This is a genomic window from Pseudoalteromonas sp. MT33b (assembly GCF_014117385.1).
Taxonomy (GTDB): Bacteria; Pseudomonadota; Gammaproteobacteria; order Enterobacterales; family Alteromonadaceae; genus Pseudoalteromonas; species Pseudoalteromonas lipolytica.
Genome location: NZ_CP059831.1, coordinates 590,376 through 615,466 on the forward strand (window position 1 = coordinate 590,376; position 25,091 = coordinate 615,466).

The 25,091-nt window shown below is 41.5% G+C and carries 29 protein-coding genes; 21 read left to right on the plus strand and 8 right to left on the minus strand.

Annotation, left to right across the window (positions count from 1 at the left end; genetic code table 11):
- The first annotated feature begins 26 nt into the window (after positions 1-26).
- A complete protein-coding gene (locus H3302_RS02815; protein WP_036970972.1) occupies positions 27-617 on the plus strand; it encodes an SIS domain-containing protein in 591 nt (196 codons plus the stop codon).
- A complete protein-coding gene (gene hldE, locus H3302_RS02820; RefSeq protein ID WP_182396128.1) occupies positions 617-2,056 on the plus strand; it encodes a bifunctional D-glycero-beta-D-manno-heptose-7-phosphate kinase/D-glycero-beta-D-manno-heptose 1-phosphate adenylyltransferase HldE in 1,440 nt (479 codons plus the stop codon). The genes H3302_RS02815 and hldE overlap by 1 nt, the downstream gene beginning before the upstream one ends.
- Here the strand turns inward: hldE and H3302_RS02825 are convergent.
- Positions 2,046-2,768, minus strand: coding sequence for a 3-deoxy-D-manno-octulosonic acid kinase (locus H3302_RS02825; protein ID WP_036970968.1), 723 nt, complete (start codon positions 2,766-2,768; stop codon positions 2,046-2,048). The genes hldE and H3302_RS02825 overlap by 11 nt on opposite strands.
- A 125-nt stretch (positions 2,769-2,893) precedes the next feature.
- Between H3302_RS02825 and H3302_RS02830 the strand changes: the two genes are divergently transcribed.
- The 6 genes from H3302_RS02830 (at position 2,894) to glpG (ending at position 8,124) form a co-directional block, all read left to right on the plus strand.
- A complete protein-coding gene (locus tag H3302_RS02830; RefSeq protein WP_065978003.1) occupies positions 2,894-3,952 on the plus strand; it encodes a glycosyltransferase family 9 protein in 1,059 nt (352 codons plus the stop codon).
- Positions 3,952-4,512 (plus strand): D-glycero-beta-D-manno-heptose 1,7-bisphosphate 7-phosphatase, encoded by a 561-nt coding sequence (gmhB, locus tag H3302_RS02835; RefSeq protein WP_036970962.1) that lies wholly within the window; start codon positions 3,952-3,954, stop codon positions 4,510-4,512. The genes H3302_RS02830 and gmhB overlap by 1 nt, the downstream gene beginning before the upstream one ends.
- Positions 4,513-4,662: 150 nt before the next feature.
- Positions 4,663-5,859 carry a glycine C-acetyltransferase gene (locus H3302_RS02840; protein ID WP_036970959.1) on the plus strand — a complete coding sequence of 399 codons (1,197 nt, stop codon included), beginning with the start codon at positions 4,663-4,665 and terminating at the stop codon, positions 5,857-5,859.
- A 54-nt stretch (positions 5,860-5,913) separates the two neighbouring features.
- Complete coding sequence (gene tdh / locus H3302_RS02845; RefSeq protein WP_036970956.1) at positions 5,914-6,939, plus strand: L-threonine 3-dehydrogenase; 1,026 nt, start codon at positions 5,914-5,916, stop codon at positions 6,937-6,939.
- Between the two features lie 55 nt (positions 6,940-6,994).
- Positions 6,995-7,312: a thiosulfate sulfurtransferase GlpE gene (gene glpE / locus H3302_RS02850; protein WP_065978005.1), complete on the plus strand. Its 318-nt coding sequence runs from the start codon at positions 6,995-6,997 to the stop codon at positions 7,310-7,312.
- Positions 7,309-8,124 (plus strand): rhomboid family intramembrane serine protease GlpG, encoded by an 816-nt coding sequence (gene glpG, locus H3302_RS02855; RefSeq protein WP_065978006.1) that lies wholly within the window; start codon positions 7,309-7,311, stop codon positions 8,122-8,124. Before glpE ends, glpG begins: the two co-directional genes overlap by 4 nt.
- 33 nt (positions 8,125-8,157) lie before the next feature.
- On the opposite strand, the gene H3302_RS02860 is transcribed toward glpG, so the two are convergent.
- Positions 8,158-8,565, minus strand: a complete 408-nt coding sequence (locus H3302_RS02860; RefSeq protein WP_036970946.1) for a flagellar basal body-associated protein FliL — start codon at positions 8,563-8,565, stop codon at positions 8,158-8,160.
- A gap of 166 nt (positions 8,566-8,731) precedes the next feature.
- Here H3302_RS02860 and H3302_RS02865 point away from each other — a divergent pair, with 166 nt between their 5' ends.
- Positions 8,732-9,277, plus strand: coding sequence for a chorismate lyase (locus H3302_RS02865; protein WP_182396129.1), 546 nt, complete (start codon positions 8,732-8,734; stop codon positions 9,275-9,277).
- Entirely contained in the window at positions 9,274-10,152 is an 879-nt protein-coding gene (gene ubiA, locus H3302_RS02870; protein WP_036970938.1) for a 4-hydroxybenzoate octaprenyltransferase, read from the plus strand. Before H3302_RS02865 ends, ubiA begins: the two co-directional genes overlap by 4 nt.
- Here the strand turns inward: ubiA and H3302_RS02875 are convergent, their stop codons facing one another.
- The 4 genes from H3302_RS02875 to H3302_RS02890 form a co-directional block, all read right to left on the minus strand.
- Complete coding sequence (locus H3302_RS02875) at positions 10,153-10,773, minus strand: 2OG-Fe(II) oxygenase (RefSeq protein WP_036970936.1); 621 nt, start codon at positions 10,771-10,773, stop codon at positions 10,153-10,155.
- Positions 10,774-10,902: 129 nt separating this feature from the next.
- Entirely contained in the window at positions 10,903-11,790 is an 888-nt protein-coding gene (locus H3302_RS02880) for a LysR family transcriptional regulator (protein WP_065978067.1), read from the minus strand.
- Between the two features lie 122 nt (positions 11,791-11,912).
- A complete protein-coding gene (locus H3302_RS02885; protein WP_036970933.1) occupies positions 11,913-13,439 on the minus strand; it encodes a DUF3369 domain-containing protein in 1,527 nt (508 codons plus the stop codon).
- 52 nt (positions 13,440-13,491) lie between these two features.
- Positions 13,492-13,899 (minus strand): DUF2721 domain-containing protein, encoded by a 408-nt coding sequence (locus H3302_RS02890; RefSeq protein WP_036970930.1) that lies wholly within the window; start codon positions 13,897-13,899, stop codon positions 13,492-13,494.
- Between the two features lie 85 nt (positions 13,900-13,984).
- On the opposite strand from H3302_RS02890, the gene H3302_RS02895 reads away from it, so the two are divergent.
- The 3 genes from H3302_RS02895 (at position 13,985) to tsaD (ending at position 15,999) form a co-directional block, all read left to right on the plus strand.
- Entirely contained in the window at positions 13,985-14,350 is a 366-nt protein-coding gene (locus tag H3302_RS02895; RefSeq protein ID WP_065978009.1) for a DUF2007 domain-containing protein, read from the plus strand.
- A complete protein-coding gene (locus tag H3302_RS02900) occupies positions 14,334-14,924 on the plus strand; it encodes a YjaG family protein (protein WP_036970924.1) in 591 nt (196 codons plus the stop codon). Before H3302_RS02895 ends, H3302_RS02900 begins: the two co-directional genes overlap by 17 nt.
- A gap of 61 nt (positions 14,925-14,985) precedes the next feature.
- Positions 14,986-15,999, plus strand: coding sequence for a tRNA (adenosine(37)-N6)-threonylcarbamoyltransferase complex transferase subunit TsaD (tsaD, locus tag H3302_RS02905; protein ID WP_036970921.1), 1,014 nt, complete (start codon positions 14,986-14,988; stop codon positions 15,997-15,999).
- 1 nt (position 16,000) lies between these two features.
- Here the strand turns inward: tsaD and plsY are convergent, their stop codons facing one another.
- Positions 16,001-16,609 (minus strand): glycerol-3-phosphate 1-O-acyltransferase PlsY, encoded by a 609-nt coding sequence (gene plsY / locus H3302_RS02910; protein ID WP_036970917.1) that lies wholly within the window; start codon positions 16,607-16,609, stop codon positions 16,001-16,003.
- 226 nt (positions 16,610-16,835) lie between these two features.
- Between plsY and folB the strand changes: the two genes are divergently transcribed.
- From folB to H3302_RS02950, 8 genes are all read left to right on the plus strand, one after another.
- Entirely contained in the window at positions 16,836-17,192 is a 357-nt protein-coding gene (gene folB, locus H3302_RS02915; RefSeq protein WP_036970914.1) for a dihydroneopterin aldolase, read from the plus strand.
- 1 nt (position 17,193) lies between these two features.
- The gene (folK, locus tag H3302_RS02920; protein WP_036970912.1) at positions 17,194-17,682 is read left to right on the plus strand and encodes a 2-amino-4-hydroxy-6-hydroxymethyldihydropteridine diphosphokinase; all 489 of its coding nucleotides are present in this window, start codon (positions 17,194-17,196) and stop codon (positions 17,680-17,682) included.
- Positions 17,679-18,482: an undecaprenyl-diphosphate phosphatase gene (locus H3302_RS02925; protein ID WP_036970908.1), complete on the plus strand. Its 804-nt coding sequence runs from the start codon at positions 17,679-17,681 to the stop codon at positions 18,480-18,482. Before folK ends, H3302_RS02925 begins: the two co-directional genes overlap by 4 nt.
- A 161-nt stretch (positions 18,483-18,643) precedes the next feature.
- On the plus strand, positions 18,644-19,987 hold the full coding sequence (gene mpl / locus H3302_RS02930) for a UDP-N-acetylmuramate:L-alanyl-gamma-D-glutamyl-meso-diaminopimelate ligase (protein ID WP_065978011.1): 1,344 nt from the start codon (positions 18,644-18,646) through the stop codon (positions 19,985-19,987).
- Between the two features lie 21 nt (positions 19,988-20,008).
- Positions 20,009-20,632: a flavin prenyltransferase UbiX gene (locus H3302_RS02935; protein ID WP_036970902.1), complete on the plus strand. Its 624-nt coding sequence runs from the start codon at positions 20,009-20,011 to the stop codon at positions 20,630-20,632.
- Entirely contained in the window at positions 20,629-21,558 is a 930-nt protein-coding gene (locus H3302_RS02940) for an ABC transporter ATP-binding protein (RefSeq protein WP_036970900.1), read from the plus strand. The genes H3302_RS02935 and H3302_RS02940 overlap by 4 nt, the downstream gene beginning before the upstream one ends.
- Positions 21,558-22,325, plus strand: coding sequence for an ABC transporter permease (locus H3302_RS02945; RefSeq protein WP_036970898.1), 768 nt, complete (start codon positions 21,558-21,560; stop codon positions 22,323-22,325). Before H3302_RS02940 ends, H3302_RS02945 begins: the two co-directional genes overlap by 1 nt.
- On the plus strand, positions 22,325-22,990 hold the full coding sequence (locus tag H3302_RS02950) for a tRNA (guanosine(46)-N(7))-methyltransferase TrmB (RefSeq protein WP_118844011.1): 666 nt from the start codon (positions 22,325-22,327) through the stop codon (positions 22,988-22,990). The genes H3302_RS02945 and H3302_RS02950 overlap by 1 nt, the downstream gene beginning before the upstream one ends.
- Here the strand turns inward: H3302_RS02950 and H3302_RS02955 are convergent.
- Entirely contained in the window at positions 22,987-24,846 is a 1,860-nt protein-coding gene (locus H3302_RS02955) for an EAL domain-containing protein (protein ID WP_036970894.1), read from the minus strand. The two genes, H3302_RS02950 and H3302_RS02955, sit on opposite strands and share 4 nt — an antisense overlap.
- Between the last annotated feature and the right edge of the window lie 245 nt (positions 24,847-25,091).

Here is a 25,091-nt window from a genome sequence, read left to right on the forward strand (position 1 = left end):
CTAGCCGTTTTTTTTAAGGAATTTATATGTCTAATCTTGATTCTGTAGCGGCAAGCTACCTAGAAAGTTTAAATCGTCATCAAATGCTGTTTGAGACCATGGAAACTTATCATCCTGAGGTAATGCAATTACTTGAAGCATGCCACAGTGCTTTGCAGGCAGGGGGTAAAGTAATTTGGTTTGGTAATGGTGGCAGTGCCGCCGATGCGCAGCATTTAGCGGCAGAGTTTGTTGTACGTTATAAGTTAGAGCGTGGGCCGCTTGCTTCAATCGCATTGACAACTGACACGTCAATTTTAACGGCGCACAGTAATGACTATCATTTTGATACTGTGTTTGAACGCCAAGTTCAGGCGTTGTGTAAACCTGAAGATTTAGTGATTGGCTTAACGACTTCAGGCACTAGCCCTAATATTAATCTTGCGCTTGCTGCGGCTAATGAAATAGGCGCTTTCACAGTGGCTTTAACTGGCCGTGACGGCGGTAAAGTGAAAGATATCGCGAAGCTGCCAATTATCATTAAAAACGATGAAACAGCGCGCATTCAAGAAGCACATATGTTTATCGGTCACTGGTTATGTGAAGCCATTGATATGGTTGTAGCGGAGCAACAGTAATGGATTTAGCGTTACTTAAAAACTTATCTAAAGCGCGAATTTTAGTTGTTGGTGATGTGATGCTAGACCGTTACTGGCATGGTGACTCGGGTCGTATTTCACCAGAAGCCCCGGTGCCCGTAGTTAAAGTCAGTAAGTTTGAAGACAAAGCGGGTGGCGCTGCAAACGTGGCTAAAAATATTGCCCGTTTAGATGGTAAGGTCGGTTTATTAGGGCTTGTTGGTGAAGATGAAAGCGGACAAATTCTTGAAACTATTTTGAGTTCTGAGAAAATTGATTCGCAGCTTGTTAGCGTCTGTGATTTACCCACCATATCTAAAATGCGCGTGATAAGTCGTCATCAGCAAGTGGTGCGCCTAGATTTAGAAGAAACCTTTACTGGACAACACAGCCAGTTGCTTTTGAATCGTTTAGAGTTAGTGTTAGATGATTATGACTTTGTACTATTTTCTGATTACAACAAAGGCTCACTAAGCTTAATTCAAGCCATGATCCAAGTGGCTAAAAATGCAGGTAAAACGGTTCTTGTTGATCCTAAATCATCGGATCTAAATTTGTATCGTGGTGCCGACTATATTACGCCAAACTTGAATGAATTTAAGCTGGCTGGTGGTAAAACTGAGTCTGAGCAAAGCTTAACCGAGAGTGCGCGCCAGCTTATTGAAGATGCGGGCGTTGCGGCGATGTTATTAACTCGTTCAGAGCAAGGAATGTCGTTAATCAGTCAAACTGAGAAGCATGACTTTGCGGCGCAGCAATTAGAAGTCAGTGATGTTACTGGTGCCGGAGATACTGTAATTGCTACATTAGCGGTGATGTTAGGCGCTGGCATGCAACCTAAAGATGCCGTTGAAATTGCTAATCTTGCAGCGGGTATTGCCGTAAGTAAACTAGGCGCAGCGACGGTATCTCCTGAAGAATTGAGTCGTAAATTGGGTCAGTACTTACAGCAAACCGGCGAGCATTATCAAACGCCATTTGAAGATGTGTTGCAGCATATCGAGTTTGCAAAACAAAATGGCGAGAAAATTGTCTTTACCAATGGCTGCTTCGATATTCTACACGCAGGTCATGTACGCTATTTAGCGCAGGCAAAAGCCAGAGGCGATCGTTTAGTTGTTGGTTTAAATAATGACGAATCAATCACGCGCCTTAAAGGACCTGAACGTCCAATAAACCCGCTTGAAGAGCGGGCTATGGTTCTCAGTGCGCTTGCATCGGTTGACTGGGTAATTCCATTTGGTAGTGCACAAGAGAGTGACACGCCAGCTAAGCTCATCGAGCAAATTAGCCCCGATGTACTGGTGAAAGGGGGTGATTACACGGTTGATCAAATTGCGGGTGCAGACCATGTATTACGCCATGGCGGTAAAGTTGAAGTGCTTGAGTTCCTTAATGGTTGCTCGACGTCTAACGTCATCAGCAAAATTAAATCTTAAGCAATGCTTGGTAGTCACAATACAGTGACTGCCAATCACTTTGTTGCCAGTGCATTATCTCATTACGGCCTTGTTCTTTGGCAAATGAACGGGCAAGGCGTTTAATATTTTCTTGTTGCCACGCAATTTCGGGCTGTCTTATTTCACCACGGTCAAAATCGATAATAAAGACCTTACCCGCTTCGTCAAATAAAATATTATTGATATTCAAATCAGCGTGATAAACACCGCGGTTATGAAATTCACTGAGCGTTGTGGCCACATTCTTTAATTCGTCATGAGTTAACGGGCGAGTCACCAAAATATCTAAAAGGCTTTGTGCTCCTTTTACTGCCTCGGTGATAATATCGCCTCGATAAATAAAACCACTTCGTGTGACTTTTGCAGCGATAGGTGTGGGCACATTTAAGCCTAACTCAGTTAAGTGCATCATCAACGAAAACTCTTTGTAAACCCGCGTGTGCTCTAAGCCGACATACACATATTGATCTGTTAATAGTTTGCCTATGAGTCCGCCACGCCAATAATGACGCAATACACCAGTCAGTTGTTCATGCTTAAAAAACCAGGCCGTTGCTCGGCCTTTTTTAGCGCCAACTATTTTATTTTGTTGTTGCCAAAAGTGAGCATCAAACCAGTCATATGTAAGCATCTGAGTGTATGCAGGGTGGCACAAAAGGGTTGAATTTTGCAGATGCTGAATGTCGAACATAACAACTTAAAATATAAACAGTGAATAGCTATATAGTACCGCATTTTTAGCTTTTCGCATAAGTGCTTGCAATAGCATCAGGTTAATTTAAGATCGCCTATTATTTGCTGTTGCTAAGGGTGCACGTGACTCAATCAACCTCCTATTCAGATATTTGTATATTAAGGCTTTCGGCTATTGGTGATGTATGTCATGCGGTGTCGGCGGTGCAAGCAATTCAAAAAGCGCATCCTCATGCGAAAATCACTTGGGTTATTGGTAAAGTGGAAGCGATGCTGCTTGCTGATTTACCGGGTGTTGAGTTTGTTGTATTTGATAAAAAGCAGGGTAAGCAAGCATACAAACAACTTAAAGAAACCTTTAAAGGGCGAAAGTTTGATGTGTTACTTCATATGCAGGTAGCGCTCAGAGCTAATCTTGCTGCACGTTGTATACCTGCTAAAGTTAAAGTGGGCTTTGACTGGGCACGTTCAAAAGAATTACATAGCCTATTTATCAATAAGCGAATTGCAGCTCAAGCAGAAGCACATGTTCTTGAAGGGTTCCAAGGTTTTGCAAAAGCAATCGGTGTACCAGAGTATGAGCCTAGCTGGCAGATGCCAATAACAGATGCTCATCAACATACGGCAGATACTTTACTCGGTACTGAGCGGTTAGCAGGACGTATTTTTGTTATTTCACCTGCGGCCAGTAAAAAAGAGCGTAACTGGCTTCCTGAACGTTATGCTGCGCTCGCTGATTACGCTCATAATCAAGGATTCTCAGTTGTGATTACGGGGGGGCCAACACCCCTTGAAAATGAACTGGCTGAGCAAATTATTGCGCACAGTCACGTGCCTGTACTCAACTTAGTTGGTAAAACTCAGCTTAAAGAGTTGTTGTGTGTGCTAAAGCGTGCCTCATTAGTGCTTGCGCCTGATACAGGACCTGCGCATATGGCCGTTACAGTGGGTACACCGGTGATAGGTTTATACGCTCACTCAAATCCAAAACGCACGGGGCCTTATTTATATCAAAATTATGTTGTTGAGGTTTATCACCAAAACTTACTTGAGCAAACAGGTAAAACAGCAGACCAGCTGCCGTGGGGGACACGCGTTAAAGGTGCAGATTTAATGTCGCAGATACGTGTTGAAGAGGTTACTTTAATGTTTGATCTTGTTTTATTAAAAGAGCAATTGTGATGAGTAAAGTGCTATTTTTAGACCGCGATGGTGTTGTAAATATTGACCATGGTTACGTATACAAGCCAGATGATTTTGAGTTTGTGCCAGGGGTCTTTACGGCGTGTAAAAAGTTCACTGATGCGGGTTATGAAATTATCATCGTGACGAATCAATCTGGAATTGGTCGAGGCTATTACTCAGAGCAAGATTTTCACCACTTAAGTGAATGGATGAAAAATGAGTTTTTAAAACACGGCGTACACATTCTAGATGTCTATTTTTGTCCACACCATCCAAGTAAAGCGTTGCCTGCCTATTTACAAGAATGTGAATGCCGTAAGCCAGCGCCTGGCATGTTGTTGCAAGCGATTGAAGAGCACCACATAGATCCCGCTCAAAGTATCATGGTTGGTGACAAGCTTGGTGATTTACTCGCTGGCGAAAGAGCCAATGTGGCAACGCGTGTTTTAGTGCGCTCTGGACAAAGTTATGCAGAGTCAACGGAGCAGCATGCGCACTATGTATGCGACTCGTTAGCTGAATTACCTAATTTGATTTTACACTTACAGCAGGTATGACCAGTTTTTTCCTATCTACCGCGCCTAATTTAGGTTGTGCGACGAACTACAAACAGTGCAATTGTTCGCCTAAGCTTTTACAATAGGCGCAAATTTCACAGTCACAGCTAATCGGCTCTGATTACTTAAAAGATTATTTGGAGATTTCAGATGAGAGCATCTGCGTTTTTCACTCAGCTTCAGCAACAAATAGATGAAGTAAAAGCTGAGGGTTTATACAAAAGCGAACGTGTTATTACTTCACAGCAACAAGCTCAAATTGAAGTTGCATCAGGTGATAAAGTTATCAATTTCTGTGCAAATAACTACTTAGGTCTTGCAAATAGCCCAGAGCTAATAAAAGCCGCACAACAAGGCCTTGACGATCATGGTTTTGGTGTTGCTTCAGTGCGTTTTATCTGTGGTACTCAAGATATTCATAAAACATTAGAGCACAAAATTTCTGAGTTTCTAGAAACAGAAGACACTATTCTTTACTCATCGTGTTTTGATGCTAATGCAGGCTTATTTGAAACAATTTTAGGCCCAGATGATGCCATCATCTCAGATGCGTTAAACCATGCTTCTATCATTGATGGGGTTCGTTTATGTAAAGCAAAACGTTTCCGCTACGCTAATAATGATATGAGCGACTTAGAGAAGCAATTAATTGCAGCTGATGAAGCCGGGGCAAAAACCAAGCTTATTGCCACTGACGGTGTGTTTTCAATGGATGGCGTTATTTGTAATCTTAAAGCAGTATGCGACCTTGCTGATAAATACGATGCATTAGTTATGGTTGATGATTCTCACGCAGTGGGCTTTGTGGGTGAAAACGGTAAAGGAACACCTGAATACTGTGGCGTATTAGACCGTGTCGATATCATTACCGGCACATTAGGTAAGGCGTTGGGCGGCGCATCAGGTGGTTATACATCAGGCAAAAAAGAAATTGTAGAGTGGTTACGTCAGCGTTCACGTCCATATCTTTTTTCTAATTCATTAGCTCCATCAATTGTTACAGCATCAATCAAAGTACTTGAAATGTTGAGTAACGGTGGCGAACTTCGCGCTAAATTATGGGATAACGCTCATTACTTCCGTGAGCAAATGGAAGCAGCAGGGTTTACCTGCGCAGGTAAAGACCACGCGATTATTCCAGTAATGCTTGGCGATGCGAAGGTCGCTTCGATGATGGCTGACAAGTTACTTGCTGAAGGTATCTATGTAACAGGTTTCTCATTCCCTGTTGTACCTAAAGGTCAAGCACGTATTCGTACGCAAATTTCTGCGGCGCATACAAAAGAGCAATTAGACACTGCAATTGCTGCCTTTACCCGTATTGGTAAAGAAATGGGTGTTATCTAATTTTATTTTCTAAACCGAAGCACCTGCTTCGGTTTTTTTAATTGAGTGTAAATCATGAAAGCATTATCTAAATTAAAAGCAGAACCAGGGATCTGGATGACCGATGCGCCAAAACCTGAGGTTGGCCATAACGATCTGCTTATTAAAATCCGCAAAACAGCAATTTGTGGAACAGATGTCCATATTTATAAATGGGATGAATGGGCACAAAACACTATTCCAACACCTATGGTTGTTGGCCACGAATACGTGGGTGAAGTGGTTGATATGGGTCAGGAAGTACGTGGTTTCCAAGTGGGTGATCGTGTTTCTGGTGAAGGCCATATTACCTGTGGTCACTGTCGTAACTGTCGCGCTGGTCGCGTGCATTTATGCCGTAACACAACAGGTGTGGGTGTGAACCGTGAAGGTGCATTTGCCGAATACCTCGTGATCCCTGCATTCAATGCATTTAAAATTCCAGATAATATTTCTGATGAATTAGCATCAATCTTTGACCCATTCGGGAATGCGGTACACACAGCGTTGTCGTTTGATCTTGTTGGTGAAGATGTCCTTATCACCGGGGCGGGTCCAATTGGTATTATGGCAGCAGCGGTTGCTAAGCATGTCGGTGCGCGTCATGTAGTGATTACTGATGTAAACGAGTACCGCCTAGATTTAGCGCGTAAAATGGGCGCGACACGCGCTGTAAACGTTGCGAATGAAAACCTAGAAGATATTATGAAAGAGCTCGGCATGACCGAGGGCTTTGATATTGGTCTTGAAATGTCAGGTGTACCGGTTGCATTCAACAGCATGTTAAATAACATGAATCATGGTGGTAAAGTTGCCATGCTGGGAATTCCACCATCAGATATGGCAGTTGATTGGAATCAAGTTATTTTCAAAGGCTTAATTATCAAAGGTATTTATGGCCGAGAAATGTTTGAAACGTGGTACAAAATGGCGAGTCTAATTCAGTCTGGTCTTGACCTTAATCCAATTATCACGCATCAATTCTCAGTGGATGATTTCCAAGAAGGCTTTGATACAATGATTTCAGGCCAATCAGGTAAAGTAATCCTAAACTGGGATTAATACCGTAGAGTGTGATAAGGCGGCTTTCGGCCGCCTTTTTAGTTTAGAGAGTGTTATGTCATATAAACATATTTCAGTCAGTGAAACGTTTGCATTATTAGATAAAAATGATGTGGTGATTGCTGATATTCGCGACCCTAACTCATTTCAAGCTGGGCATATCCCTGGTTCTGAGCATTTATCAAATGCTAATATCAGTGAGTTTATGATGAACAAAGAGTTTGATCAGCCTATTATTATCGTTTGCTATCATGGCGTAAGTTCTCAAGGTGCAGCAAGCTATTTAGTAGAGCAAGGCTTTGAAGACGTCTACAGTATGGATGGCGGCTTTACAGCATGGCAGACACAACAACCGGAGCACATTGAACGATGATTGAATTGGGCAGCATTAATAATCCTCGCGCCGCGCAAGGCTTTATCGATTACATTAAAAGTAAAGGCTTGCAGGGTGAACTGCGCTCACACGATGGTAAGACAGTGATTATTTGTGTTGCTCCTGAGCATTTTCATCAAGCTCAGCCACTGTGGCAAGCGTTCACCGCGAATCCAAATGACGAAAAGTACCTTCAAGCATCGTGGCAAGTTGGCAGTACTGAGTCGCCGTTGTTATATCAAGGCCAGTCACTTAACCTAAAAGCACGCTTTAAAGCATTGAGCTGGTTAAACCGTACTGTTACCTTGGTTTCAATCGCTATTTTTGTGGCGTTTTTACTGGGTGGGTTTGAAACTCTTTATGGTATGTTGCAATTTAACCCTGCTAAGCCGCTAACCTGGTTTACCCCAGCGATTGTTCATTTTAGCGCTATCCACCTCATTTTTAACCTGATTTGGTGGATGACACTGGGTAATGACATAGAAAAACGCAGTGGTAAATTAACCTTAGTTGGGCTTTTCTTAGTGACGGCATTTATCAGTAATTGGGCACAGTTTTTAGTAGTTGGTCCGAACTTTGGTGGGCTCAGTGGTGTTGTGTATGGTTTGCTCGGTTTCTGTTGGATTTACAGTGTAATGCGACCTCAACAACCCCCGCTTGTTAGCAACAGTATTGTTGGCTTTATGTTGGTGTGGCTGATTTTAGGCTTTGTGGATATGTTGCCGGTTAGGATGGCGAACTGGGCACATTTAGCAGGGCTTATTGCGGGTATGGCTTACGCCATGTCAGATAAACTATTGTCGCGTAAGTAGTTTTATTATACGTGACGGCCTTTGCCGTCACGTTTAATGGTATAAATACTTAGTAAACAACACTTCACGTACTATTTCTTGTCCAGTCTCTTGCTTTAACAGTGCTTTGAGTTTTTCTGTACAGCGCTTTCTAATTTCTTCACGACCCGTGAGCGACTTGATATTTTCTTCAGGTTCTTTTGACAGTATCTCGACAATCGCATCACGCAATAGTGGAGTATGGTGCTCAACCACACCAATATCAGAAATATCATTAAGCATTAGATCAACAGTGATCCGTACATAACCCAGTTTTTTATTTCCTTGGCCAATATAATTGGTGATAATGTCAGGCTCAAAACCGAAGTAACCGACATTTGATTCTGCGCGTGTCGAGAAACTTGTCGTAGCGCCAATAACTAGCATGCTAATCAAGTAAATTGATAACAATGACTTTTTCATAGTTTAAGAATATCCCACCTATTCAATGGTTTTTAGTCTATACCCAAATTAACTTAAGATACAGGTTGTTCTCTGTTTTTTAATCCATGTAGAGATTAAATCATGACTTTTTCGAAACGGGTTGCAGTGATATCATTTACGCGGTTTTTATAATTATTGAGTCGTTGTGATTACATTCCCAGTTTCGTTAGCTGCGCATTGGCAGCCTGCTTCGGCATACCCTTATTTAACGCAACAGCAGCAAGGTTGGTTGCTTGAAGCTGGGTCATTGACGGCCAAGCTTAAGCGTCATTGCCAACACTTTTCAGTTAAAGTGCTCAATGAAGCCCCTTTTGATCTTACAAAGGAGCAACAAGCTTTATTAAATACGCCGTTGAGCCAAGCGCTTAACCGCGAAGTGCTACTATTATGTGATGATAAACCAATGGTTTATGCACAAAGTTGGTTACCCGCAGATGATACCTTAAAAAAGCAGCAGTTGCTAAGTATGGGAACACGGCCATTAGGGGATGTTATTTTTCAAGACCCAAGCTTATCTCGCACAGAGATAGAAGTGGCAGAGTTTAATGAGCAGCACACTATTCAAACCTTATTAGCTGCGCTTGGCAAAGAGTCTAAACCACTGTGGGGAAGACGAAGTGTATTTTCATTGTCAAATGCCCATTTTTTAGTGGCCGAAGTTTTTCTGCCAGAGGCTTATATTTACTTATGAAACTAGCTGCATTAAAAATCGCACACATTCCTTATTACAAACAACTTATGCGAACAGATAAGCCGATTGGTACTTTGCTATTGCTTTGGCCAACGTACTGGGCGTTATGGCTTGCAAATCAGGGAGCACCAAGCTTATTAAATTTTGTGGTGTTTAGTTTAGGGGTGTTTGTAATGCGAAGTGCAGGCTGCGTTATCAATGACTTTGCTGATCGTAAAATTGATGGTTCAGTAAAGCGCACAGCAACGCGTCCCCTAGCCGCAGGGCGAGTGTCCAGTGGTGAGGCGTTGAGCTTATTTGTGTTGTTAATTGCCGTGGCATTTGGATTAGTTTTAATGCTGGGGTGGTCGACGATTTTGCTCTCTTTGGGGGCTCTTGCGTTGGCATTTTGCTATCCGTTTATGAAGCGTTATACCCAATTACCACAAGTGGTACTAGGAGCCGCATTTAGTTGGGCTATTCCAATGGCATACATGGCCTCAATTGGCTCAGTGCCAATTGAAGCATGGCTGTTATTTATTGCAAACCTCGTGTGGACTGTGGCTTACGATACCATGTACGCCATGGTTGACCGTGATGATGATTTAAAGATTGGTGTTAAATCAACGGCCATCTTATTTGCACGTTTTGACAGGCATATTATTTTCTTACTGAATGCGCTATTCATTGCGATACTCAGTTACATTGGCATAAGCAATCAGCTTGATATGCCTTATTGGTTAGGCTTAATAGCGGCGATTGGATTTTTACTTTACCAGCAAACGCTTATTCACTATCGCGACAGAGAGCACTGTTTTAAAGCGTTTCTAAATAATCATTACGTCGGGCTGGTTATTTTTATTGGCCTTGTAGCATCCTTGCCATTACCGTTTTGATTATCGCGGTGGGTCGATAATGCCGCTTATTGAGGCATTTTTTCTGAACCAACCAGCAATTGAATAACGCACATCGTCTGCGGGTAATACCTCATGCATAAAGCGTTCGCTTTCAAACATGACTAATGTGCCTGCCTTCGGTTTTATGACCACTTCAATGTCTTTACTTTTAGGTTTATAAATAACCAACTCGCCGCCAGACGCGGGGCTATTTAGGTAGCAAACCGTTGTAAAAATACGGTTTGAGCGTCCTTTAAAGGCATCGTAATGCTTTTTATAAAAGTCACCTTGTTGGTACTTCGCATAGTGGCATTCATAATCAAACAAGCCCAAGAAAAACTCTCTATTTAACTGGGTCTTAATTGCTTCCATGGTCGCGAGATAAGTTATTTGCGCTTGGCTTGAGCTATCAAACCAAAAGGTCTTATCTTTGCGTACCGTTTTATCGATTTGCTGATCGTTTAACCTACCGATACCTGCAACATGAAAATGGGGATTAATTCGGTAACAATCTGCAATTAAATCATTTATCAACTGCTCATCAATTGCGTTTTCAACAATGGCATAACCAGTATGTTCAATTGCATTTAAATAAGTATTGGAAATAAGCTGCGCGGTCATTCATATGCACAATCAAAAAAAGGTGCGTAAGTGTATCTGAAAAAAAATTACATGCACGCTTTTTATGCAGTAAAACAATGAGGATGTATAAGCTGGCCTAACGTAGTCAAGCCAGCTTGATATGTACATTTAGTTGTGGCTAGATAATGCTGTTTTTTCAATAAGATCTAATAAATAACTCACGTGCGAGTTTTCATTAATTTGTTGATTAGTTTGGATCACTAACTGTTCGTGAGCGATTCCTTTATTGGTTTTTAATACTAGCAATTCAGGGTCTGAAGAAACGCTGTTGGCATGCTCAATACTTGCAATCGCAATATGGTTTGACTTTTTCAAGCCTTCCATAACTTGTTCAATACTACCGACCTTAACGCTGGTTGATTTATTGAATGAATCAATTGCTTCGTTTAGCATCGATTGAACCGGCTTCGATTGTGAAAAACAGCTGTACATTGGGTAGTCTGTTAAGTCTTTCTTGCTAATGTCTGTTTTATTAGCAATTGGATGATTTTTTGATACAAATAAAATTAGCTGATCAGGCAAATGGATATCACTACCAATGCTATTCATGGCTTGTGAGCAAACGCTGATATCAATTTCACCAAGTTGCAGTTTGCGAATTAACTCACTTTGTTCTTGCAACTGCATTTCAATTTTAACATGTGGGTATTGTGCTAAAAATTGCCCACACGACACAGGTACAACTGCACTTGCTTTAGTTGTGTAGCCGATAACGAGCTTTTCGTTTTCACAACCATTTAATGACTCGAATAAACGTTTTTTTGTTTCTTCTAAATTATTAAGTGTTTGTTGTGCGTACTCGAGGAAAAGTTCACCTTCTTTGGTTAGCTTTACAGAACGAGTAGAGCGAGTAACGAGTTCATAGCCCACTTCATCTTCAAGTGTTTGAATACTACGAGTTAATGCTGAAGTGCTTATCTGGGTTTTTTCAGCAGCTTGGCGGAAGTGTCTGAGTACGCCGAGTGCAACGAATTGTTCAAGTTGTTCAAATCTCACTTTATATAGTCCCTTTTTATTAAGTAAGCCCTTACATTGAGTTAAAATAATAATACCTAACATTGAGTATAGTAAATTATTGTACCCATTTTTAAAAGTGTTGTTTTACAGGTAAGTTACAACTAGTCAGGGTAACGGTCTTTAATCTCCAAGAAAAGTGGTAAATTTTCAAGTAATAAGTCGACTAAAGTTGGATCAAAATGTTTCGAACGTTGATTTTTTATTAGTGCAAGTGCTTCATCGAGTGGCCACGCTTTTTTGTAACAACGGTCACTGCATAGAGCGTCAAACACGTCAGCAAGCGCAGTTATACGACCAACGATATGAATATCTTTACCTGCTAAACCGTGTGGATACCCAGAGCCATCCCACTTTTCATGGTGCTGAAGTGAGATCATTGCACCGCAAGTCATGATCTCGTTACTTGAATTTTTTAGAATTTCATAACCTACTTCAGCGTGTGTCTTCATTATTTCCCATTCTGTATCATCTAATTTTCCGGGCTTATTTAAGATGTTGTCAGGGATACTTATTTTTCCTATGTCGTGTAAGGGGGAGGCAAGCTTGATGATTTCACACTGAAAGGGATTAAGTTCTGATAGTTTTGCAAGTAACTCGCTGTATAACGCGACACGTTTAACATGTGAGCCTGTTTCTTTAGAGCGTTTTTCTACTGCTTCACCAAGAATATAGGACAATTCCTTTTGCGATTCTTTTACCATTTCGCGCAATTTAAGATTGTCATAGGCCAGTGCAATATTGTTTGCATAAAACTCAAGAAGTTGATGGTCGGTAGCATGTAATTTACTTCCTTTATTTACATACAGCATAGTTTCAAGGCCCGCTTTGGTTGGAAAGTAACCAATGTAGTCGGTACTTGTTTTTAGTGATGACTTACGATCATGAGCATCAATAAATAAACTTTTAACTTCGTCAGGAATATTATTTTGACTGGGGATAGGCCCAACGCCTGAAGCCGCCAATAATTGAAAGTCTGTTGCAGGAGATGATTGTAAATTAACCGCGGCAGCACAATAAATTTGAGTGTCGTTTATACCCATCACATTTGTCACGTGGCTTAAAATAGTGGATGCAAATTCTTGCACACTGTCGCATTTTAAAAAGTTAGCTGAGGCATTTATGATTTGTTCGAGGCCATGTTTATGGCGATCAATAATTTGGATATCACGATGAGATCTCAGTGCAGAATAGAGCAGTGTTTTAATTTTTATGGCTGTTAATTCGGTTTTGTTTTTGTAATCGTTTATATCGTAATCACGGATAATAGATTCTTCAGGTGCTTCACCTGGCTGGCCTGTACGAAGAATTAGGCGGATATGGTGGTTATCAATGTCGTCCCTAATATACTGAATAAGTTCAAGTCCGGCATGGTTTGTTTCCATGACGACATCAACAAGTGCCACTGAAAAAGGGATATCTTTTTTCAAAAGCTCTTTAGCCTCTGCTGCAGAATAGGCATCGTAGAAGCGTAAGCTTTTATTTTCAAATTGAAAACCAGCTAGTACAAGCTTGGTAACTTGATGAATATCTTCTTCGTCATCAACAACAAGAATATGCCAGTATTCTGGTTCTTCAGTTTGTACGTTATTTTCTTCTAACCGTTCTTCAGAAAATAAAAAATCATCCACACAAGCACCACTTATTGTCGTATCAGGTAACAATAAGTATAGAGGCAGAAATTTACTCTGCCTTATCCACTAAGGGTTTTTTTTCTATATTTCTTAATTCAATTTCTATTGCATCACATGAAATATGAATCTCATATAAAGAGGTAAGAAGCGATAAAGTTAAGCAAGCAAGACTGAGTCCAAATAATATGATGCCTGTTGTATTAAACTCAATAAACAAAGCGAACATTGACAAGGTACACATGAGAAATGATGCCACGCCGTAAACTTGCATTATACGAATCAGTTTAATACGCTTTCTGAGGTTGGCGATTTGTGCAACAACCAAAGGACGAATACTTTCTCCTTCGCGCGCATTCAGTTCTCGAATGAGTTGGGCAAGTACCAAAAAGCGATTGGTGTAAGCAAGTAAAAGTAAAGAAATGGCCGGGAATAACAGCCCAGGCGTTGTTAATGTCATAAGGCTACCTTCAATATAGGTTGTAGCAGGGTCAATTGCTAGGGTAGCTTAGGTTGCTAAAGCTGCAAAGTAAAAGAGAGTAAATTTGCATAAAAATAATTTAAATCAACCAACTACGTCAGAACCTTTTTCATGGGTACGTATCTACCAAGCCGCTAATGGGCTTGAAGCTAATATTATAAAAGGGCTTTTACATACCGCAGGAATACAATGCCAACTGCAAGGTGAGCTTCTGCAAGGTGCAATGGGAGAGATTCCCTTTGAACAAACGGGGGTTGATATTCTTGTTTACGCATTAAAAGAGCGCCATGCACAAGAAATATTGGTAAACTACCGGCAAGTAAAACAATCGGCTCCAGACTGGGTTTGCCCATCATGCAGCGAACTGAATGGCCCAACATTTGAAATATGTTGGTCTTGTAGGACTGTTAAGAATGACGAAAGCGAATAATTTTCAACGCATTAGAGAATTAAACTATTTGCAAAAAGCGGTATTAGGCGGCGCGCTTCTTGAGCGTATGTTGCCTAATTACAGCTTATTTAGTGAAGCAACTGGCTTTGGTGACGCAGCGGTATTTCGCAGCGCACTGAATGTATGCTGGGAAAAAATATTACTGCCAAAAAGTAAGATAAGCCTTGAAAAACAAATTGAAAAAATTGAGCCTAATGTACCTGAGCTCAGTGACTTTGATATGTTTGGCACTTACCCCGCTATTGACACTGCAACCGCATTATTGGGAATGTTGCATGGTCTGATGGCTAAAGATGACCAAGAGTTTTTAAACATTAGCAAAATTTCACAAGCCTCTGTTGCACGCTTTATTGAATACCAATTAACGGTTGAAGGTGAAGTGGCTGATAACAAATCAGTCCGCGAACACCCGCTAATGCAGTACGAGATGGATGTGCTTGCAGAGCTAATTGATTTTGTTGAGCAAATGGGCCGAATTACCTCAGAAAACGTAAAAGAGCTCAAGCAGCTTGCTATTTCAGACGGTCAAACCAACATTGGTATTGCAATTTAGTGTTCAGTAATGCGTATTTTAGCTGTAAAATACGCGCTTATTTTTCTTGGCGGAGTAATTGATGCGAATTTTAGGTATTGAATCATCATGTGATGAAACAGGTATTGCCATTTACGATGATGAACAAGGCTTATTAGCACATCAACTATACAGCCAAGTTAAAGTGCACGCAGACTACGGTGGTGTGGTACCTGAGCTTGCATCACGCGACCATGTACGTAAAACTTTGCCATTAATCGACGCAGCTTTTGCGCAAGCCGGTTGTGGTCCTGACGATATTGACGGCATTGCTTACACCGCAGGGCCAGGTTTAGTGGGGGCTTTGTTAGTGGGCACCTCTATCGGTCGCTCTCTTGCTTATGGCTGGAATATTCCTGCTGTCGCTGTGCACCACATGGAAGGGCATTTACTGGCGCCAATGCTTGAAGAAGATAAGCCTGAATTCCCGTTTATTGCGCTACTTGTGTCGGGTGGGCACACAATGATGGTGAAAGTGTCAGGGATTGGTGAGTACGAAGTACTGGGTGAATCTGTCGATGATGCGGCAGGTGAAGCATTTGATAAAACAGCGAAGTTATTAGGACTTGATTACCCAGGGGGTCCTCGTTTAGCAAAACTAGCTGAGCAAGGCACGCCTGAACGGTTTGTGTTTCCACGTCCGATGACAGATAAACCTGGGCTTGATTTCAGCTTCAGTGGTTTAAAAACGGCTGCATCGCTTGCTATTCGTGACAGTGCTGATGATGAGCAGACTAAAGCTGACATAGCCCACGCATTTCAAACTGCAGTAATTGATACGTTGATTATTAAGTGTAAGCGTGCCCTTAAACAAACAGGTATTAAACGCTTAGTGATTGCCGGTGGAGTGAGTGCTAACGTTCAATTACGTGCGCAATTAGAGCGTGTAATGCAAGGCATGAAAGGTCGAGTGTATTATCCTCGCACTGAATTTTGTACAGATAACGGCGCTATGATCGCCTACGCGGGCATGCAACGCCTTAAAGCGGGGCAGTTTGCAAGCCTTGATATGAAAACTAAGCCGCGCTGGCCAATCGACTCATTAGAAGCGCTGTAACTTAGTCGTTGTTATTGTCAGGGGCTTTTTTCTTAGTCCCTACTTTTGGCTCTTCACCACTTAATAAACGGGTTATGTTTGCTCTGTGACGGAAAATAATCAACAGTGTTAAAAACGTGACTGGCAACGTATAAAGTGGTTTTATCCACCATGTATAAAGTGGGGCAAGCGACACTGTAATAAGTGCTGCAAGTGACGAATAGCGCGTTATTGCGATTATTAATAGCCAAGTCGCGATTAATAATCCACCTAAAGATAATCCAATAGGTAGTAAAGTACCAAAGGCCGTAGCAACGGCTTTACCCCCTTTAAAGCTGAAAAATACAGGGTACATATGCCCTAAACACGCTGCGACGCCAATTAAACCTAACATCAGCGGTTCGATTTTTAAGAAATAAGCGCCCCACACAGGGATGGTGCCTTTTAAAATATCAAACACCAGCACTAATACAGCCGGGACTTTTCCACCAAGTCGGTACACATTGGTGGCACCGGGGTTATTCGATCCGTGACTGCGTGGGTCTGGTAGTTTAAATAACCTAGACACGAGGATTGCGGAGGAAACCGACCCCAGTAAATAGGCTAAAACTAACATTAAAACTTCTAACACGCGCTTCCTTATTTTTTAATCTGCACTTTTGGGCTATCATTGGCGGCAAAACCATCTGCCGCTACTTTTGAGTAGATAGTACGCTACATTTTGCAGTGCATCTACCCGTTATTGTAGAGGGAATTTTTATATATTAAAACTTTATGACAGCTCTGTGCGCATTATTGAAATTAATACGCGTATACGATAGGTATTGGTTTTAATATTTATGTCGCTTGGAGTATCAATGGACAAGGTATACATATCACAACTGCACGTAGACACCATTATAGGCGTGTATGATTTTGAAAAAGAAACGAAACAAAGCCTGTATTTTGATATTGAAATGGTGTGTGATATTTCAGCCGCAGCGGCAACCGATGATATAAACTTAGCGCTTGATTACGCTAAAGTCAGTGAACGCGTTATAGCGCACACGACGGCAAAACCCGTCGAACTTCTTGAAACCTTAGTTGAACAACTCGCCGCGATTATTTTAACCGAATTTACAACCAGCCAAGTCACAATTCGTGTCAGCAAACCAGCTGCGGTTCCTCAAGCTAAAACGGTGGGAGTCGAAATCACCCGTCACAAGGCAAGTTAATATGGCACAGATTTTTATCAGCTTAGGCTCGAATGTAAATAAAGAGCATTATATTCGCCAAGCATTAAAGACGTTAAAGCCGTATTTCCCTGATAGTGTTCATTCATCGGTATATGAAAGTGAAGCGGTGGGATTTGCGGGTAATAATTTTTATAACTCAGTGCTTGGTGCGAATACTGACATGCCACTGCCTGAGCTGTGTAAATTACTGAAGCAAATAGAGTTAGATAACGGTCGTACTCGTGAAGATAAAAAGTTTAGTCCTAGAACATTAGACCTTGATTTATTGTTTTATGATGACATTATTTGCGATTCGCCAGCGCAATTACCGCGTGATGAAATAACAAAAAATGCGTTTGTTTTAAAACCGCTAGCAGAAATTGCCCCTGATTTTTTTCACCCTGTAGCTAAGCAAACACTGGCTGAGCTATGGAAAAATTATAACAACCCACAACAAAAACTATGGAAGGTGGAGTTTACTAACCCATGAGTATTATTGAGATAATTGTTTTAGCCTTAATTCAAGGATTGACTGAGTTTTTACCTATTTCGAGCTCAGCGCATTTAATTTTACCTTCGCAAGTTTTAGGCTGGCATGATCAAGGTTTAGCATTTGATGTTGCAGTACACGTAGGTACGCTTGGTGCGGTGGTACTGTATTTCCGTAAAGAAGTGGTTGATATTTTGGGGGCTTGGTTTAAGTCGTTTGGCTCACAAGGCGCAACCGATGACAGCCGTTTGGGCTGGTGGATCATTGTTGCCACGATTCCTGCGTTATTAATTGGGTACTTATTTAAAGACTTTGTAGAGAGCTATTCACGAAATGCGTGGGTGATTGCCACTTCAACTATCGTTTTCGGCTTGTTACTTTGGTATGCCGATGTAAAAGCAAAACAAGTAAAAAATATCTACCAAGTAAATTTTTTTAGTGCGTTACTGTTGGGTTTTTCGCAAGTGCTGGCAATGGTCTTTCCTGGCACGTCGCGCTCTGGCATAACGATAACCGTGGGTTTATTGCTGGGTTTAAATAAGCAAAGCGCAGCACGTTTTTCGTTTTTAATGTCGATTCCGGTCATTGCTGCGGCAGGTTCATATTATATATATCAACTTGCAACTGCAGGTGAAGCGATTGATTGGCAAGCTATTTTACTCGGTGCAGGTCTATCGTTTGTTTCGGCTTATGCCTGTATTTTCTTTTTCTTAAAAGTAATTGAGCGCATGGGCATGATGCCATTTGTTATCTATCGCTTGTTACTTGGTGTCGGTTTATTTGCATTTTTAATGCTGTAAAAAACCGTTTTACTCACTTTAAAAAACACCTCGGTCTTGAGGTGTTTTTTTATGTTTGCTATTCGGCAAAAGTCTATTGCCGTCTAATCATGGTAAGTAAAGGTTATATTTGGCATTATAACGCTTTATTTTTTCGTAATTCATTTTGTTCAGGACAGTAGATGCATATTCATATTCTTGGAATTTGTGGCACCTTTATGGGCGGGATTGCCGCAATCGCTAAATCGTTGGGTCACACAGTGACAGGCTCTGATCAAAATGTTTACCCCCCAATGAGTACGCAGCTGGAAGAGCTTGGCATTACGCTAACTCAAGGTTATGACATTACACAATTAGACCCCGCGCCCGATATGGTGGTCATTGGCAATGCGATGAGCCGTGGTAACCCCTGTGTGGAATATGTGCTCGATAAAGGCTTACCTTACACCTCAGGCCCAGAATGGCTTAAGCATAATTTATTGCAAAACTCATGGGTGCTTGCTGTCGCAGGCACGCATGGTAAAACGACAACCGCGAGTATGTTGGCATGGCTGCTAGAATATGCAGGTATGAAACCGGGCTTTTTGATTGGTGGCATTGTGCAAAACTTTGGGGTATCAGCACGAGTTGGTGAGACGCCGTTTTTTGTCATTGAAGCCGATGAATATGACACCGCCTTTTTTGATAAACGCAGTAAGTTTGTGCATTACTTACCACGGACCTTAATCCTCAATAATCTTGAATTTGATCATGCTGATATTTTTGAAGATTTAAATGCGATTAAAAAACAATTTCATCACTTGATGCGTACATTACCCTGTAGTGGCAAAGTTATCTGGCCAAGCCAAGATGAAGCACTGCAGGATGTGATTGAGCGCGGCCTTTGGAGTGATAGCGAAACGCTGTCAGGTGATTGGGATTATCGCTTACTTAAAGCGGATGGCAGCGAGTTTGAAGTGTTGTTAGCGGGAGAAGTACAGGGCGTTGTGTCGTGGCAAGCTATGGGCGAACATAATGTCAAAAATGCGATTATGGCGATTGCAGCTGCGCGTCATGTCGGTATCGCTGTGCCCGTGAGCATTGCAGGTTTAGCTGAGTTTATTTCACCTAAGCGTCGCATGGAACTCAAAGCTGATATAAAGGGCATTAAAGTGTATGACGATTTTGCCCATCACCCAACCGCGATAAAAACGACTTTAGCAGGCCTGCGCGCTAAAGTCGGCAATGAGAAAATTATTGCGATACTAGAGCCCCGTTCGAACACCATGAAAATGGGCGTGCATCAGCAAACGCTTATTGACTCGCTTAGTGCAGCCGATGAGGTGTATTTGTTTGAGCCAGAAAATTTGAGTTGGTCATTAAAAGACTATGCTGACAAAGCGGGTATGCACTGCAGCACGAGTACTGAGGAAATCATTACGTTGGTTGCAAACAGTGCGGCTGCCCATCACCATATTTTGATTATGAGTAATGGTGGTTTTGAAGGTATTCATCAGCGCTTGATCACGGTATTAGAACAAAACTAACCAGTATACGGAGTTAACTGTATGCAATTTAAAGATAAAATAACCCTAGCGTTTAGTGGCGCGTCGGGCGCGCCTTACGGTTTAAGGTTGTTAGAAGTATTATTAGAACAACAGTTTCAAGTGTACGTGTTGATCTCAAGCGCTGCGCGTGTGGTACTTGATACCGAATCAAATATTAAGCTTTCAGGTAATGAAGACAAAGCGACAGAGCAGCTTAGTAAGCTGTTCAATGCAGCCCCAGAGCAGCTAAAAGTATTTGGTAAAGATAATTGGTTTAGCCCCGTAGCATCGGGCTCGGCAGCCCCTAAAAAAATGGTGGTGTGTCCTTGCAGTGCAGGCTCAGTCTCGGCCATTGCCGTTGGCGCATCTGATAACTTATTGGAACGTGCTGCTGATGTGGTTATTAAAGAACGTGGTCAGCTTATTTTGGTGCCACGCGAAACACCTTTTAGTGAAATACACCTAGAAAACATGCTCAAGTTAGCAAAATTGGGTGTCACCATTATGCCTGCAGCACCCGGGTTTTATCATAAACCTGAGCACATTTCTGACTTGGTCGATTTTATGGTGGCACGTATTTTAGATCATTTACATATTGAACATACTCTAACGAAACGTTGGGGTTATGGAGAGGGCAAACAGTGAGCGAACAGACAATCGCATTAAATATTGAAGGCCTTAAAAAGGTTTATAAAAATGGCGTTGAAGCCGTAAAAGGGATTGATTTACAGGTAAAACAAGGCGACTTTTTTGCTTTGTTAGGTCCCAATGGGGCGGGTAAATCAACCACAATTGGCGTGATTTCATCACTTGTGAATAAAAGCGCAGGCCGTGTTGAAGTCTTTGGTCATAATATCGATACAGATCTCGAAGCTGCAAAATCAGAGCTCGGCTTAGTACCGCAAGAGTTTAACTTTAGCCAGTTTGAAACGCTTAACCAAATATTAGTTAATCAAGCTGGCTACTATGGCGTACCAAGAAAGCTTGCTCATGAACGTGCTGAAAAATACCTAAAACAACTTGGTTTATTTGAGAAAAAAGATAAACAAGCTCGCACGTTATCGGGGGGAATGAAGCGCCGTTTAATGATTGCCCGTGCGCTTATGCACGAACCAAAGTTACTTATTCTTGATGAGCCTACGGCGGGGGTTGATATTGAACTGCGTCGCTCTATGTGGGATTTCTTGCGTGAAATCAATAAACAAGGCGTTACCATTATTCTTACCACGCACTATTTAGAAGAAGCGGAATTGTTGTGTAAGAACATCGCTATTATTGATAGTGGTGTGATTGTCGAAAACACCACAATTAAAGCGTTACTTGCCAAGCTTGATAAAGAAACCTTCGTGCTTGACTTAAAACAGCCAGTTAACCCTATCAGCCTTGATGGTTATCAGTTTACTTTAACCGATGATCATACCTTAGAAGTTGAGGTGGCTAAATCGCAGGGGCTAAATCAGGTGTTTACGGCGTTAACCGAGCAAGGCAATACAGTGCTCAGTATGCGTAATAAGGCCAATCGATTAGAAGAGTTGTTTGTGGGTTTATTAGAACAAGGGCGAGGCGAATAATGTTTAAATATGGTGTAGCGCTAAAGAGTATTTGGATTAAAGAGTGTATTCGTTTTTTACGTATTTGGGTGCAAACGCTGGTACCGCCAGCAATTACGATGAGCCTTTATTTTGTTATTTTTGGTAACCTAATTGGCTCACGCATTGGTGATATGGGTGGTTTTTCCTACATGGAATTTATAGTACCTGGCCTCATCATGATGTCGGTGATTACTAACTCTTACTCTAATGTGGCGTCGAGCTTTTATTCCACTAAATTCCAAAAAAGTATCGAAGAGCTACTTGTGGCACCGGTGCCTAATTACATCATTGTACTAGGCTACATGGGTGGAGGTATGACACGAGGCATGTTGGTTGGCTTAATTGTTACGTGCGTGTCTTTGCTATTTGTTGATATTCAAATTCACAATATTTTCGTGATTATGGCGACTGTGATTTTAACCTCAGCCGTATTTGCTCTGGGGGGCTTAATAAATGCAATTTACGCAAATAGCTTTGATGACATCAGCATTATACCTACGTTCATTTTAACGCCATTAACCTACTTAGGTGGGGTGTTTTACTCGATTACCCTGTTACCTGAGTTTTGGCAGGGGGTATCGCAAGTAAACCCAATTATATATATGGTTAATGCATTTAGGTATGGCTTCTTAGGTGTGTCGGATGTCGACTTATCGGTCGCGTTTGGTGTACTAGGATTATTTATTGTGGGGTTATTTACGTTAGCTTTAACGCTAATTAAACGCGGTGTGGGGCTTAGACACTAATGACAGATGCAAATTCGAGAAGTATTGTATCGAATCAACCCGGCTTGCATGACAAGCTAGACGAGATTGTTTTAAAGCACTTAAGTGCAGAGTTTAAAAAACCAATTGCAGCGCACACGCAAGCTGCATTTGACCAAGTGAATGAAAAAGTTCACGCATTCAATGGACCAATTATTCTTGATTCATGCTGTGGGGTGGGAGAGAGTACCGCTAATCTTGCTAAGCGCCACCCAGAGGCACTTGTTATTGGAATTGACAAGTCGTCACATCGTTTAGATAAGCACGATATTGAATATAAACAAACAGACACTGGCCAGTATATTTTGGTACAAGCTGATTTAAATGATTTTTGGCGTTTAGCGGTTGCAGCAAATTGGCAGCCAACTCACCATTATCTGCTTTATCCAAACCCTTGGCCAAAAGCTAAGCACTTACAAAGGCGCTGGCATGGGGCCGCAATTTTTCCATTTATTGTTAAACTTGGCGGCCGATTAGAGCTCAGAAGTAACTGGGATATCTACGTTAAAGAGTTCGCTCGCGCCCTTGAGTTGGCTGGACATCCATGCCAAGTTGAACGCTATGAACACGATGTGCCTATTACGCCGTTCGAGCGAAAGTATTGGGCCAGTGGACAGCAGAGCCACCGCTTGGTCATAAACCTTTAAATTTGCGTGTTAATGTAGGGAGTGGGTGGAGCAAAATAATTACCTTGCATGAGTGTGATACCCGCACGTGAAAGTGCATCGGCAATTTGCTCACTTTCTACTTGCTCAGCAATAACCGCTAAGTTTAATTGCTGAGCATACTTCACTAAATGCTCTATAAACATAAAACTATCGGCATTATTGTGTATTTGGCTTACTAGGTCTTTGTCGAGCTTTAAGCCATCCACTTCAAGCTTTAAAATGTGAGACAAGTTTGAGTACCCCGCACCAAATTCATTGATCATCACTTGCGCCCCTTTATTCTTTAATAAACTAATAAAGGCTTTCACTTGGCTAAAGTATGCAATGGCTTCAGTTTCATGAAACTCAAAAATAATATTGTGTGGTTTTGGGTAACGCCTTAATTGCTGCTCTAGAAATTCACTTAAACTTGGATCGAGAATATCTTGCGCGGTGATATTGATACTCCAGCGCACATTTGTCTTTCTGAATTGTTCAATACATCGTGAAAACATGGTGCGTGTTAACAACCCGTCCATGCGTGAGCGTTTTAATACAGCCATAAAGTAATCAGGGCAATGAATCCGACCTTGTGCAGTTGCCATTCTGGCTAAGCTTTCATAGTGACTTATTTGCTTCAGTTCCGTGTTATAAATTGGCTGAAAGTAGGGCACGATTCGATTGTTATCGAACGCTTCTCTAACTTCTTTAGCGAGAGTGACGTTGTGTCTAAATTGCTCTTCAACTTGTTTAAATACATTCTCATAGCGAACAATACGTTGATTATTTAACTTGGCTTGTTGCAAGGCTATATGTGCATTTTCTATGAGCATGAGTTTGTTACACGAGGCGATTCCAGCATGCAAAGTAATATAAATAAATGGCTCGCTTAGCACAGGAATTGCGTGATTAAAGGTATTGATAATATCGTCAATACGTTGCTCAGCGTTGCGAATATTCAATAATGCGATTTTATTCGTCGCTAAACGAAAGATTGCGCTCTCGCTTGGTATGCGGGATTGAAAATATGTGAGTAGATTAGCCATCACTCTATCGCTGACATCGGTGCCATAAAAACTACTAATATCCTCAAGCTCATTGATACTGATAACAGCAAGTTCCATGCGGTGTCTGGTTGTTCTTTCTATGTAATTCTCGAGCGCAATATGATTGGCAAAGCCGGTGCGAGCATCAGTCAGGAGTGAGCGTTTAAGCTGTAAAAAATAAAGCCACGCGATTAAAGCAACAATAAAGAAAAAGAAGCCGCTTGTAATGGTTGCTTTTGTTATGCTGTGTTGCAGTTGCTCATTGAGATCATCAATAGCAATGTCTGCACCTGTAATATAAGTGTGGCCGTTTTTGTCAACAAAGGTCACAAAGATACTTTTAAAGTTGCCCCAGTGATCTTGTGATATTTCAAAAACGGGTTCTGTCGAAAAAAAAGCTTCTTTATTGATGTCGGTGGCTTCAGGGTACGCATCTAAAAAGTGTGTCACGCGTCCACTGTTGTGATCTTTTTGAGTATAGCTAGAGGCACTAAAGAATACCGTATCATCGCGCAGCACCATCGCATATACATACGCTACCTGCATTTGCTTAGCGTAGTCAGATAAAGCCCTGCTCTTATCTTTATACAGCTCAGGTGAAATAGTTTGGCCTGCATTCACACGGGTATGATAATCATCCCCTAAAATATGCTTAACACTGATTGCCGCATTGAGTAATTTGGCATCAACATTCGCCATTATCTCACTACGTGTTGATTCATAGGTGTAATAAATATAGCCAAATAAGCTAATAAAAAATGCGGCAAAACCATAAATAAGCCAGCGTGTTCTTTGCATTCCATTCGGCATAGGTGTTCCCTTTGCAGTTATGACTTGATTATACTTAAAAAATACGCAGCTGATAGCAGAAAATTACGACAAAATTCACCCATCGATCATTTTTTTGTCACCGAAAGCATGGCTTTTTGGCTTTAAGCGAGACATTTTCATGATATTCCAGTAAAGTTAGCCAATTTCATAGAAACAGTGCCGCAAAATGTAAACCTCAATGTTCCTGCATTGGGTTCATTTTTAAGCTGCTTATAATGGGTATT

Excerpts from the sequence above, each read along its gene's own strand:
- H3302_RS02815 (WP_036970972.1), top strand. The coding sequence starts at position 27 with ATGTCTAATCTTGATTCTGTAGCGGCAAGCTACCTAGAAAGTTTAAAT.
- hldE (WP_182396128.1), top strand. The coding sequence starts at position 617 with ATGGATTTAGCGTTACTTAAAAACTTATCTAAAGCGCGAATTTTAGTT.
- H3302_RS02825 (WP_036970968.1), bottom strand. The coding sequence starts at position 2,768 with ATGTTCGACATTCAGCATCTGCAAAATTCAACCCTTTTGTGCCACCCT.
- gmhB (WP_036970962.1), top strand. The coding sequence starts at position 3,952 with ATGAGTAAAGTGCTATTTTTAGACCGCGATGGTGTTGTAAATATTGAC.
- H3302_RS02840 (WP_036970959.1), top strand. The coding sequence starts at position 4,663 with ATGAGAGCATCTGCGTTTTTCACTCAGCTTCAGCAACAAATAGATGAA.
- tdh (WP_036970956.1), top strand. The coding sequence starts at position 5,914 with ATGAAAGCATTATCTAAATTAAAAGCAGAACCAGGGATCTGGATGACC.
- glpE (WP_065978005.1), top strand. The coding sequence starts at position 6,995 with ATGTCATATAAACATATTTCAGTCAGTGAAACGTTTGCATTATTAGAT.
- glpG (WP_065978006.1), top strand. The coding sequence starts at position 7,309 with ATGATTGAATTGGGCAGCATTAATAATCCTCGCGCCGCGCAAGGCTTT.
- H3302_RS02860 (WP_036970946.1), bottom strand. The coding sequence starts at position 8,565 with ATGAAAAAGTCATTGTTATCAATTTACTTGATTAGCATGCTAGTTATT.
- ubiA (WP_036970938.1), top strand. The coding sequence starts at position 9,274 with ATGAAACTAGCTGCATTAAAAATCGCACACATTCCTTATTACAAACAA.
- H3302_RS02875 (WP_036970936.1), bottom strand. The coding sequence starts at position 10,773 with ATGACCGCGCAGCTTATTTCCAATACTTATTTAAATGCAATTGAACAT.
- H3302_RS02890 (WP_036970930.1), bottom strand. The coding sequence starts at position 13,899 with ATGACATTAACAACGCCTGGGCTGTTATTCCCGGCCATTTCTTTACTT.
- H3302_RS02900 (WP_036970924.1), top strand. The coding sequence starts at position 14,334 with ATGACGAAAGCGAATAATTTTCAACGCATTAGAGAATTAAACTATTTG.
- tsaD (WP_036970921.1), top strand. The coding sequence starts at position 14,986 with ATGCGAATTTTAGGTATTGAATCATCATGTGATGAAACAGGTATTGCC.
- folB (WP_036970914.1), top strand. The coding sequence starts at position 16,836 with ATGGACAAGGTATACATATCACAACTGCACGTAGACACCATTATAGGC.
- folK (WP_036970912.1), top strand. The coding sequence starts at position 17,194 with ATGGCACAGATTTTTATCAGCTTAGGCTCGAATGTAAATAAAGAGCAT.
- H3302_RS02925 (WP_036970908.1), top strand. The coding sequence starts at position 17,679 with ATGAGTATTATTGAGATAATTGTTTTAGCCTTAATTCAAGGATTGACT.
- mpl (WP_065978011.1), top strand. The coding sequence starts at position 18,644 with ATGCATATTCATATTCTTGGAATTTGTGGCACCTTTATGGGCGGGATT.
- H3302_RS02935 (WP_036970902.1), top strand. The coding sequence starts at position 20,009 with ATGCAATTTAAAGATAAAATAACCCTAGCGTTTAGTGGCGCGTCGGGC.
- H3302_RS02945 (WP_036970898.1), top strand. The coding sequence starts at position 21,558 with ATGTTTAAATATGGTGTAGCGCTAAAGAGTATTTGGATTAAAGAGTGT.
- H3302_RS02950 (WP_118844011.1), top strand. The coding sequence starts at position 22,325 with ATGACAGATGCAAATTCGAGAAGTATTGTATCGAATCAACCCGGCTTG.
- H3302_RS02955 (WP_036970894.1), bottom strand. The coding sequence starts at position 24,846 with ATGCCGAATGGAATGCAAAGAACACGCTGGCTTATTTATGGTTTTGCC.